Origin of the sequence: Streptomyces thermovulgaris, assembly GCF_002155915.1 — a bacterium.
Classification (GTDB): domain Bacteria; phylum Actinomycetota; class Actinomycetes; order Streptomycetales; family Streptomycetaceae; genus Streptomyces; species Streptomyces thermovulgaris.
The window spans coordinates 40,319-50,626 of sequence record NZ_MUME01000066.1; the positions used below are offsets into that span (position 1 = coordinate 40,319).

General features: G+C 73.3%; 10 protein-coding genes. All 10 read left to right on the forward strand.

The features are described 5' to 3' along the window. Nucleotides 1–220 precede the first annotated feature (220 nt). The 10 genes from CCN35_RS07060 (at nucleotide 221) to CCN35_RS07105 (ending at nucleotide 10,136) form a co-directional block, all read left to right on the forward strand. Nucleotides 221–628: an NADH-quinone oxidoreductase subunit A gene (locus tag CCN35_RS07060; protein WP_067398633.1), complete on the forward strand. Its 408-nt coding sequence runs from the start codon at nucleotides 221–223 to the stop codon at nucleotides 626–628. Continuing rightward, a complete protein-coding gene (locus CCN35_RS07065; protein WP_067398636.1) occupies nucleotides 619–1,236 on the forward strand; it encodes an NADH-quinone oxidoreductase subunit B in 618 nt (205 codons plus the stop codon). Before CCN35_RS07060 ends, CCN35_RS07065 begins: the two co-directional genes overlap by 10 nt. Further along, complete coding sequence (locus tag CCN35_RS07070) at nucleotides 1,233–2,402, forward strand: NADH-quinone oxidoreductase subunit C (RefSeq protein WP_086791882.1); 1,170 nt, start codon at nucleotides 1,233–1,235, stop codon at nucleotides 2,400–2,402. The genes CCN35_RS07065 and CCN35_RS07070 overlap by 4 nt, the downstream gene beginning before the upstream one ends. Next, complete coding sequence (locus CCN35_RS07075; protein ID WP_086791884.1) at nucleotides 2,399–3,367, forward strand: complex I subunit 1/NuoH family protein; 969 nt, start codon at nucleotides 2,399–2,401, stop codon at nucleotides 3,365–3,367. The genes CCN35_RS07070 and CCN35_RS07075 overlap by 4 nt, the downstream gene beginning before the upstream one ends. A gap of 110 nt (nucleotides 3,368–3,477) precedes the next feature. Then, complete coding sequence (locus CCN35_RS07080; RefSeq protein WP_067398701.1) at nucleotides 3,478–4,002, forward strand: 4Fe-4S binding protein; 525 nt, start codon at nucleotides 3,478–3,480, stop codon at nucleotides 4,000–4,002. Further along, nucleotides 3,999–4,640, forward strand: a complete 642-nt coding sequence (locus tag CCN35_RS07085; protein ID WP_067398642.1) for an NADH-quinone oxidoreductase subunit J family protein — start codon at nucleotides 3,999–4,001, stop codon at nucleotides 4,638–4,640. The genes CCN35_RS07080 and CCN35_RS07085 overlap by 4 nt, the downstream gene beginning before the upstream one ends. Further along, nucleotides 4,640–5,035 carry an NADH-quinone oxidoreductase subunit NuoK gene (gene nuoK, locus CCN35_RS07090; RefSeq protein WP_067398644.1) on the forward strand — a complete coding sequence of 132 codons (396 nt, stop codon included), beginning with the start codon at nucleotides 4,640–4,642 and terminating at the stop codon, nucleotides 5,033–5,035. Before CCN35_RS07085 ends, nuoK begins: the two co-directional genes overlap by 1 nt. Continuing rightward, on the forward strand, nucleotides 5,032–7,026 hold the full coding sequence (locus CCN35_RS07095) for an NADH-quinone oxidoreductase subunit 5 family protein (RefSeq protein WP_086791886.1): 1,995 nt from the start codon (nucleotides 5,032–5,034) through the stop codon (nucleotides 7,024–7,026). The genes nuoK and CCN35_RS07095 overlap by 4 nt, the downstream gene beginning before the upstream one ends. A 6-nt stretch (nucleotides 7,027–7,032) precedes the next feature. After that, nucleotides 7,033–8,610, forward strand: a complete 1,578-nt coding sequence (locus tag CCN35_RS07100; protein ID WP_067398649.1) for a complex I subunit 4 family protein — start codon at nucleotides 7,033–7,035, stop codon at nucleotides 8,608–8,610. Continuing rightward, the gene (locus CCN35_RS07105; protein ID WP_067398652.1) at nucleotides 8,607–10,136 is read left to right on the forward strand and encodes an NADH-quinone oxidoreductase subunit N; all 1,530 of its coding nucleotides are present in this window, start codon (nucleotides 8,607–8,609) and stop codon (nucleotides 10,134–10,136) included. Before CCN35_RS07100 ends, CCN35_RS07105 begins: the two co-directional genes overlap by 4 nt. Nucleotides 10,137–10,308: the final 172 nt, after the last annotated feature.

A 10,308-nucleotide genomic window follows, 5' to 3' on the forward strand; every position in this document is an offset into this window, starting at 1 on the left:
CGCGCCATGAGGCCGGCCGCCCTGCCCGGCGGGGGAAAACCCCACCCCCGCTCCTCCTGGCGTGCAGGACTGCTTACCGTCCCTTTATCAGGGCCTAGACTCCGGTGCGTACGAAGCGCCGAACACAGGATGCGGAAGACAGGGGCCGCGGCCGGGCCGGAAGCCAGGGCCGCCGGTCCGGGGGACAGGCCGAAGCGGCCAGGGAGCGAAGGGACGGACGGTGCACGAGACAGTGCGGGGGTCGACCGTCGTCGTCGCGGCGGACTACTTCCAGTCCTACGCGGTCGTCGGACTGCTCGCCGCCGTGGGCGTGCTGTTCGTCGCCGCCGCCTTCGGAGCGGGCCGGCTGCTGCGCCCGGTGGTCCCCACCCCGGAGAAACTGATGACGTACGAGTGCGGGGTCGACCCCGTCGGCGAGGGCTGGGCCCACACCCAGGTCCGCTACTACGTCTACGCCTTCCTGTACGTCATCTTCGCCGTCGACTCGATCTTCCTCTTCCCCTGGGCGACGGTCTTCGCCGCCCCCGGTTACGGCGCGACGACGCTCGTGGAGATGTTCGTCTTCCTCGGCTTTCTGGCCGTGGGCCTGCTGTACGCGTACAAGAAGGGCGTCCTGGCATGGACGTGAACCCCCGACCGGTACCGCTGCCGGAGCCGAGGAGGCTGGGCGCGCTCGCCCGGCTGGCTCCCGAGCCGATGAAGGTCGTCCTGAACTGGGGCCGCCGCTACTCGCTGTGGGTCTTCAACTTCGGCCTCGCCTGCTGTGCGATCGAGTTCATCGCCGCGTCGATGTCCCGGCACGACTTCATCCGGCTCGGAGTGATCCCGTTCGCCCCCGGGCCGCGCCAGGCCGACCTGATGGTGGTCTCCGGCACGGTCACGGACAAGATGGCCCCGGCCATCAAGCGCCTGTACGAGCAGATGCCCGAGCCGAAGTACGTCATCTCCTTCGGCGCCTGCTCCAACTGCGGCGGCCCCTACTGGGACTCGTACTCCGTGACCAAGGGCGTCGACCAGATCATCCCGGTGGACGTCTACGTCCCCGGCTGCCCGCCGCGCCCCGAGGCGCTGCTCCAGGGGATCCTGAAGCTCCAGGAGAAGATCGCGCGGGAGTCGTTGGGGGAGCGGTACGGGACCGGGGCGGCACGCCCCTCGGCGGCGGCGCTGCGAAGCGGCCCGGTGAGGCCGCCGGCCGCCGGTGCCGCCGGTGCCACCGGTGAGGGGGACGCACGATGAGCGGTGTCGGCTGGCTGCCCGCGCCCGCCGAGGAACTGTTCGGCGCCGGGGCCGCGGCGGAGGAGTCCTTCGAGGTCCTGACGGTGGACGTACCGCCCACCGCATGGGTGTCCGCCCTGCTGACCGCCCGCGACGAGCTGGGCTGCACCTACTTCGACTGGCTGAGCGCGGTCGACGAACCGGGAACGGGCCTGCGGGTCTCGGCCCATGTCGTCGCCCTCGGCCCGGTGCGGCGCCTGCTGCTGCGGACGACGGTCCCGCACGAGGAGCCGGTGCTGCCGACCGCGGTCGAGGTCTACGCGGGCGCGGCCTGGCACGAGCGCGAGACGCACGAGATGTTCGGCGTCCGCTTCGAGGGCCACCCCTCCCTGGAGCATCTGCTCCTGCCGGAGAACTTCGAGGGCCACCCCCTGCGCAAGGACTTCGTGCTGGCCGCCCGTGTCGTCAAGGCCTGGCCGGGGGCGAAGGAACCGGGCGAGTCGGAGCACGGCGGCCCCAAGCGCCGCCAGATGCTGCCCCCGGGCGTCCCCGACCCCAACGAGTGGGGGCCCTTGAAGGGTCAGCTCCCGCCCGCCCCGGCGCGCGCGGCGAGGGGGACGGCCCGTGCGGCGGGCGACCGTCCGGTGCGGCGCACCCGCACGGCGGCGGAGGGCTCGGCGAGCCAGAGCGGCCCCACGCGGCCCCGTCGGATGCGGAGTGCGTCCGAGGGGTCGGCCTCCCAGCGTGCGGCGGCCGCGCAGGATACGGGCCGGGAGGATCCGGCGGCACCGGCCGCGCCGGGCCGGGGACCGGCGGGCCCGGCCGGGGCCGCGCGGCCCCGTCGGATGCGGAGTGCGTCCGAGGGGTCGGCCTCCCAGCGTGCGGCGGCCGCGCAGGACGCGGGCCGGCGGACCCCCGCGGCCCCCGCGGCCCCGCGCGGCTCGGACGCCCCCTGGCACCGCGCCCGCCCGGCGTTCGACGAGCCCGGGCCGGAGCCGGAGCCGAAGCCCGGGCCCGAACCGGGACGGAAGCCCGGGGACGACGCCTCCAAGGCCGGCACCCCCGAGGCCGGCGCTTCCGACGCCGCTGCTCCCCGGACCGACGGTCCCGGAACCGGCACACCCGGCACCCCTGACACGCCCGGCACCCCCGACGACTCCGACGACTCCGAAGGAGGCCCGCGGTGAACGGCACGGTCGAGGTCGCCCTGCGACTCCTGATCGTCTTCGCGGTCTTCCTCACCTTCCCCCTGATCGTCGGTCAGACCGAGCACAAGGTGATGGCCCATATGCAGGGCCGCCTCGGCCCCATGTACGCCGGCGGCTTCCACGGCTGGGCCCAGCTCATCGCGGACGGCGTGAAGTTCGCGCAGAAGGAGGACGTGGTCCCGGCGGACGCGGACCGCCGCGTCTTCCGGCTCGCCCCGGCCGTCTCCCTGCTGCCGTACCTGCTGGTGCTGCTCGCCATTCCGCTCGGCCCCGGTGAGGGCGCCGTGGGCCAGGTCCTCGACGCGGGCCTGTTCTTCGTGCTCGCCGTGATGGGGGTCGGCGTCCTCGGCTCGCTCATGGCCGGGTGGGCCTCCGCCAACAAGTTCTCCCTGCTCGGCGGTCTGCGCACCGCCGCCCAGCTCCTCGCCTACGAACTGCCCATGCTGCTCGCCGCCGCCTCCGTGGCGATGGCGGCCGGCACGGTCTCCCTGCCCGGCATCGTCGAGTCCTTCCAGTGGTGGTGGCTGCCCTGGCAGCTCGTCGGCGCGGTCGTCTTCTTCGTCGCCGGCCTCGCCGAACTGCAGCGCCCGCCGTTCGACATGCCCGTCGCCGACTCGGAGATCGTCTTCGGCGCGTACACCGAGTACACCGGTCTGCGCTTCGCCCTCTTCCTCCTCGCCGAGTACGCCGGGATCGTCGTCCTGTGCGGTCTGACCACGGTCCTGTTCCTGGGCGGCTGGCACGGACCCTGGGGCGCCGACGGACTCGGCTGGCTGTGGACCCTGCTGAAGACCGCGGTCCTCGCCTTCGTCGTCATCTGGCTGCGCGTCACCTACCCCCGGCTGCGCGAGGACCAGCTGCAGAAACTGTCCTGGACCGTTCTCGTCCCCCTCGCCCTCGCCCAGATCGCCCTCACCGGCATCGTCAAGGTGGTGATCTCGTAGTGTCCCGCCCGTCGCCCGACCACCGCCCCGCGACGACGCCCTCCGAGCGGTCCCGTCCGTCGGTTCCCGGCTCCGGCCTCGCCAAGGGCCTGGCCGTCACCCTGCGCACGATGACGAGGAGGGCCGTCACCCAGCAGTACCCGGACACCCAGCCCGAACTGCCGCCCCGCACCCGCGGTGTGATCGGCCTGCTCGAGGAGAACTGCACGGTCTGCATGCTGTGCGCCCGCGAGTGCCCGGACTGGTGCATCTACATCGACTCCCACAAGGAGACGATCCCGGCGGCGACCCCCGGCGGCCGTGAACGCAGCCGCAATGTCCTCGACCGCTTCGCCATCGACTTCTCCTTGTGCATGTACTGCGGCATCTGTGTCGAGGTCTGTCCGTTCGACGCCCTGTTCTGGTCCCCGGAGTTCGAGTACGCCGAGACCGACATCCGTGACCTCACCCATGAGCGGGACAGGCTCCGCGAGTGGATGTGGACCGTGCCGGCCCCGCCCGCCCTGGACCCCGGCGCGGAGGAGCCCAAGGAGGTCGCCGCGGCCCGCAAGACCGCCGAGAAGCTGGCCGCCCGGCAGCAGGCCGAGCAGGCCGGGCAGGCCGGGCAGGACGGGCCGCGGGAGGGGGAGGCATGAGCATCGCCGCCGCCGGTCCCGGTTTCCTCTCCCCGACCGGGGTCGAGATCGCCTTCCTCCTCGTCGGCCTGGTCACCTTCGGCGCCGCCCTCGTCACCGTCACCACCCGGCAGCTGGTGCACGCCGCCCTGTGGCTGGTGGTGGCCCTCGGCGGCCTCGCCGTCGAATACCTCCTGCTCACCGCCGAGTTCATCGCCTGGGTGCAGGTCCTCATCTACATCGGTTCCGTCGTCGTCCTCATCCTGTTCGGCCTGATGCTCACCAAGGCCCCCATCGGCCGCTCCCCGGACGCCGACTCCGGCAACCGCGGGGTCGCCCTCGCCGTGGCCGTCGCCGCCGCGGTCGCCCTGGTCTGGGTGGTCGTCGACGCCTTCCGCACCACCTGGATCGACCTGGACGGCACCGTCGCCGGCTCCACGAAGGTCACCGGCGAGAGCCTCTTCCGGAACTGGGTGCTGCCCTTCGAGGCCCTCTCCGTCCTCCTGCTGGCCGCCCTGGTCGGCGCGATCGTCCTGTCCCGCAGGGCGAAGGCGGACACCGCCGCCCGCACCCCGCAGGCCCAGGGCGACCGGAGCACCGGCCGGAGCACCGACCGGAGTGCGAAGGACGCGAAGGACACGAAGGAAGGGAGCCGCTGATGCACCTCGCCTATCCCGCCGTGCTCTCCGCCCTCCTCTTCTGCACCGGCCTGTACGGCGTCCTGGCCCGCCGCAACGCGATCCTGGTCCTGATGTCCGTCGAGCTCATGCTCAACGCCGTCAACCTCAACCTGGTCGCCTTCGACGTCTGGCTCAGCAGGACCGCGGCCGAGACCCTGCACTCCGGGCAGGCCCTGACCCTGTTCACCATCGCCATCGCCGCCGCCGAGATCGGCATCGGCCTGGCGATCGTCCTCGCCGTCCACCGCAACCGCGGCACCGCGGACATCGACCGGCTCCGCGACGCCGCCGAGAGCCCCGACGACTCCGACGACGGCCCCGACAGCGACGCCGCCGGAGCGCGGGCCGCCGAGAAGGCTGAGGTCACCGCGTGACCACGACCACCCTCGCCGTCCTCGTCCCCCTGCTTCCGTTCCTCGGCGCCGTGGCCGGCCTGCTGCTCGGCCGCACCGCCCCCGGCTACGTCCGCCCCGTCGCCGTCCTGCCGACCCTCACGTCGCTCGTCCTGAGCGTGCTGGTCGCCGCGGACCAGGGCGGCGGCCGGGCCGTCGACGCCGCCACCGAGCTCACGCCCACCGGCTCGGTCCCCGTCGAACTCGCCCTGCACATCGACGGCTTCGCCGCGCTCGTCGCCGTGCTGGTCGCCGTCGTCGCCGGCTGCGTGCAGATCTACTCCACGGGCTATCTGCGCGACGACCCGCGCTACCCCTCCTACGCCGCCCTCGTCTCCCTGTTCACCGCCGCGATGCTCCTCGTCGTCTACTCCGGCGACCTGATCGTGCTGCTGGTCGGCTGGGAGGTCATGGGCATCTGCTCCTACTTCCTGGTCGGCCACTACTGGGAGACCCCCGAGGCCCGCGCCGCCTCCCTCAAGGCCTTCCTGGTCACCAAGCTCGGCGACGTGCCGTTCCTGATCGGCCTGTTCGCGCTCGGCACCGCCGCCGGGTCCTTCCGGATCACCGAGATCCTCGCCACCGTCGCAAGCGGCGCACTGCCCCACCCGACCGTGACCGCCCTGCTGCTCCTCGCCGGCGTGGCGGGCAAGTCGGCGCAGTTCCCGCTGCACACCTGGCTCCCCGACGCGATGGCGGGCCCCACCCCCGTCTCCGCGCTGATCCACGCCGCGACGATGGTCGCCGCCGGTGTCTACGTCGTCGCCCGGCTCCTTCCCGTCTTCCAGGCCTCCACGGCCGCGATGACCGTCCTCGCCGTCATGGCCGCCGTGACGATGGCCGGCGCGGCACTCGCCGCACTCGCCCAGGACGACATCAAACGCGTCCTCGCCTACTCGACGATCAGCCAGCTCGGCTACATGACCGGGGCCCTCGCCGTCGCCGACCGCGGCGCCGCCGTCTTCCACCTGCTGTCCCACGGTGCCTTCAAGGCCCTGCTGTTCCTCGCCGCCGGCGTGGTCATCCACGCCTCCGGCACCAACTCGCTGGCCGCCATGTCCCGCATGAGCCACCTGCGCGACCGCGTCCCGGACGCCTACTGGACGATGACCGTGGCCCTCCTCGCGCTCGCCGCGATCCCTCCCTTCAGCGGCTTCTTCTCCAAGGAGTCCGTCCTCGGCGCCGCCGAACACGTCGCCTCCGGCCACACCGGGCACGCCCCCGGCGCGGCGGGCTGGACCGTCCTCGTCGCCGGTCTCGTCACGGCCCTGCTCACCGGCGCCTACGCCATGCGCCTGTGGCTGCGGGCCTTCCACGGCCAGGGTGCCGAGGCCCCCGACCACGGCAGGCAGCCCCTCGTCATGAACGCCGTCCTGTGGGTCCTCGCCGTCCCCTCCCTCGCCCTCGGCGGCTTCGCCTTCCGCCACCTGCCCGCCTGGTTCGACGGCCGCGACCTGGCCCCCACGCTCACCACCTCCGTCCTCGGCACGGGCCTCGCCCTGGCCGGAGGCGTCATCACCTACGGCGCCTGGCGGCACACCGCCGCACGCGCCGCCCGCACCCCCCTCGGCGCCGTCGCCGCCCACCCGCAGGCCGACGCCGGACTCGTCGAGGCCGAGGCCGTCGCCGGCCACACACCCGCCTACGGGAGCATCTCCTTTGCCCCCGACCCCGCCGACCCCGGACGGCTGCTGCTCGGACCGCTGCACCGCCACGCGGCCGCCGGCTTCCACCTCGACGCCGTGTACGCGGCCCTCTTCGTCCGCCCGATCCGGGGCGGAGCGAGCCTGGTGAGGTTCCTCGACCGCGAGGTCGTCGAGACCTACGTCCGCGGCGCCGGCGCCGCACCCCGGCTGCTCGGGGCCGCCGTACGACGCGCCCAGACCGGCAATGTGCAGACCTATGTGAGCGCGTTGCTCGCCGGCACCGTCGTCCTCGCGGTCGCCGCCGTCCTGCGCGCCACGGGAGCGTGAGCAGGCGTGATCGACATCAACGAGTCCGTGATGCAGTTCCTTCTGGCGTTCCTCGTCGTCGGCCCGCTCCTCGGCGCCGCCGCCGCTCTGCTGCCGGCCCCGCCCGGACTGAAGGGGAAGTCGCCCGAGCAGGCCGTGCTCCGGCACGGCGTCACGGTCACCGGCGCCGTCCTCGCCGCCGCGCTCGCCCTCACGGCCGGCTTCGACCACGGCCGGGCGTCGACCATGCAGGCCGTCACCGACATCAGCTGGATCCCCGCACTCCAGGTGCGCATCCACCTCGGCGTCGACGGCATCTCCCTGCCCCTTCTCGTCCTGACCGCGCTGCTGACCTTCCTCTGCGCGCTGTACTCCTACGCCAACCCGCCCGCGGGCCCCTCCCCGAAGGCCTTCGTCGCGCTGCTGCTCCTCCTCGAGTCCGGCACCCTCGCGACCTTCGCCGTCCTCGACCTGCTGCTGTTCTTCCTCGCCTTCGAGACGGTGCTCGTCCCGATGTACTTCCTCATCGCCCGCTGGGGCGGCGAGGGACGCCGGGCCGCCGCCTGGCGGTTCGTCCTCTACACCCTGCTCGGCTCGGTCGTCATGCTGCTCGGCCTGCTCCTGACCGGGATCGAGGCCGGCACCTTCGACATGGTGGCACTCGCCGCCGACAACGGCCGGTCACTGACCGCGACCGTGCAGCTGATCGCGGTCCTGGCGATCGGCATCGGGCTCGCGGTCAAGACCCCGATGTGGCCGCTGCACAGCTGGCTGCCGGACGCCCACACCGCCGCCCCGACCGTCGGCTCGGTCCTGCTGGCCGGCGTCCTGCTCAAGATGGGGACGTACGGATTCGTCCGGATCCTGCTGCCCGCCGCCCCCGACGGCTTCCGCACCTTCGCCCCCTACCTCGCCGCCTTCGCCGTCGTCGGGATCATCTACGGGTCCCTGGCCTGCCTCGCCCTGGCCAGACAGGGGGCCAAGGGCGACCTCAAGCGGCTCGTCGCCTACTCCTCCGTCGGCCACATGGGCTTCGTGCTGCTCGGCATCGCCACCATGACCCCGACCGGAGTGAACGGCGCCCTGTTCGCCAACATCGCCCACGGTCTGATCACCGGTCTGCTCTTCTTCGTCGTCGGCGCGCTCAAGGACCGCACCGGCACCACCGACCTCGACGCGCTCGCCGAGAAGACCCAGGGCGCCGCCCTGTACGGCAGGGCCCCGCGTCTCGGCGGCCTGCTCGCCTTCGGCGCGGTCGCCTCCCTCGGCCTGCCGGGACTGGCCGGGTTCTGGGGCGAGATGCTCGCCCTGTTCGGCTCGTTCGAGCCCGCCGAGGGCCTCAGCCGCCCCGCCTTCCTCACCTTCATGGCGATCGGCGCGTTCGGCACCCTTCTGACCGCCGCGTACATGCTCATCGTGGTCCGCCGGGTCTGCATGGGCGCCCCGACGCCGCAGACGCCCCGGCTCGCCGACGTCCACGGCCACGAGTTCGCGGCCTGGGTCCCGCTCGTCGCCCTCACCGTCCTCGCCGGGCTCTGGCCGAAGGCCCTGCTCGGGCTCACCGACCCGGCCGTGCAGCAGCTCCTCGCAGGAGGCACCCGATGAGCGCCCTGGTCCTGGCCCAGCCGCCGGCCGCGCCGGTGGTCCAGTCCGTCGACTGGCTCGCCATCGCACCGCCCACCCTCACCGCGGTGGTCGCGCTCGCGGTGCTCGTCGCCGACCTGTTCGTGCCCGCCGGCCGCAAGCCCGTCCTCGGCTGGATCTCCGTCACGGGCCTGGCCGCCGCCGGCCTGTTGCTGCTGCCCCTCCTCGACGGCCGCCGCACCACGTTCTGCCTGACCGGACAGGCCGGTGTGTGCAGCTACACCGCCGACCACTTCGCCCTCGTCATCCAGTTCCTCGTGCTCGGCGGCGCACTCCTTGCGGCCCTGCTGTCGGTCACCGCGCTGAAGGACGCGCGCGGGGCACTGCCCGAGGGGGAGTTCTGGTTCCTGCTGCTGTCCTCCGCCGCCGGCGCCGCCCTGCTGCCCGCCGCACGCGACCTGGCGACCCTGATCATCGCCCTGGAGGTCGCCTCCCTGCCCGCCTTCGCCCTCGTCGGCCTCAGGCACGGCGAGCGCAGGTCCTCCGACGCGGCCCTGAAGTTCTTCCTGTCCTCGGTCACCGCCACCGCCGTCAGCCTCCTCGGCGTCAGCTTCGTCTACGCCTCCACCGGCACCCTTCACCTCACCCTGATCGCCGACCGCATCCAGCAGGTCGGCGGCGGGCTCGACACCGTCGCCCAGACCGGCGTCGTCCTCACGCTCGTCGGCTTCGCCTTCAAGACGGCCGCCGTCCCCTTCCACTTCTGGGTCCCCGACACCTACGTGGGCGCCCCCCTGCCCGTCGCCGCCTATCTGTCGGTCGTCGGCAAGGCGGTCGGCTTCACCGGCCTGATCCTCGTCACCGTCGTCGCCTTCCCGTCGTACGCCGGCGCCTGGGGACCGGCGCTCGCCGTACTGGCCGCGCTCACCATGACCGTCGGCAACGCCGGCGCCCTGCGCCAGCAGGCCACGCGCGCGTACAGCGCGGTACGGCTGCTCGCCTGGTCCTCCGTCGGCCAGGCCGGCTACCTCCTGGTGCCGATCGCCGCGGCCGGGTACGCGAAGGACCCCCAGCGCTCGATCGGCTCCACGGTCGCCTACGCCCTCATGTACGCCGCCGTGAACCTCGGCGCCTTCGCCGTGGCCGCCCTCGTGGGCCGTACGAGGCAGCGCAACCGCGTCGCGGACTACCGGGGCCTGTACGCCACCAACCCGCTGACCGCCCTGCTGATGGCCTTCTTCCTGCTGTGCCTGGCCGGGCTGCCCCCGGGCGTCATCGGCCTGTTCGCCAAGGTCACCGTCTTCTCCGCGGCCGTCGGCGCCGGACTCGGCTGGCTCGCCGTGGTCATGGCCGTCAACGTGGTCGTCGCGCTCTTCTACTACCTGCAGTGGACGGCACTGCTGTTCCGCGCCCCCGAGGGCGAGCCCGCCCGGCACCGCGTCCCGGTCCCCCTCACCGCGGCCCTCTCCCTCACGGCCGTCCTCGGCATCGCCCTGTCGGGCGCACCCCAGCTGGTCCTTTACTTCACGGACACCGGCCTGTTCTGACACCGGGCCCGTTCCGGCGGCCGGCCCGTTCCGGGCACCGGGAGGCCGCCCCGCGCAACGGCACCCGCTCTCCTCGCGCGCGTGCCGTTCCCGCGCGGGCGGACGGCCCCGGGGCGGGGACCGGACCCGCCCTCCGCGCGCGGGCCGCACCCCCGCCACGGGGCCGTCCGCC

Excerpts from the sequence above, each read along its gene's own strand:
- CCN35_RS07105 (WP_067398652.1), top strand. The coding sequence starts at position 8,607 with ATGAGCGCCCTGGTCCTGGCCCAGCCGCCGGCCGCGCCGGTGGTCCAG.
- CCN35_RS07070 (WP_086791882.1), top strand. The coding sequence starts at position 1,233 with ATGAGCGGTGTCGGCTGGCTGCCCGCGCCCGCCGAGGAACTGTTCGGC.
- nuoK (WP_067398644.1), top strand. The coding sequence starts at position 4,640 with ATGCACCTCGCCTATCCCGCCGTGCTCTCCGCCCTCCTCTTCTGCACC.
- CCN35_RS07065 (WP_067398636.1), top strand. The coding sequence starts at position 619 with ATGGACGTGAACCCCCGACCGGTACCGCTGCCGGAGCCGAGGAGGCTG.
- CCN35_RS07085 (WP_067398642.1), top strand. The coding sequence starts at position 3,999 with ATGAGCATCGCCGCCGCCGGTCCCGGTTTCCTCTCCCCGACCGGGGTC.
- CCN35_RS07080 (WP_067398701.1), top strand. The coding sequence starts at position 3,478 with ATGACGAGGAGGGCCGTCACCCAGCAGTACCCGGACACCCAGCCCGAA.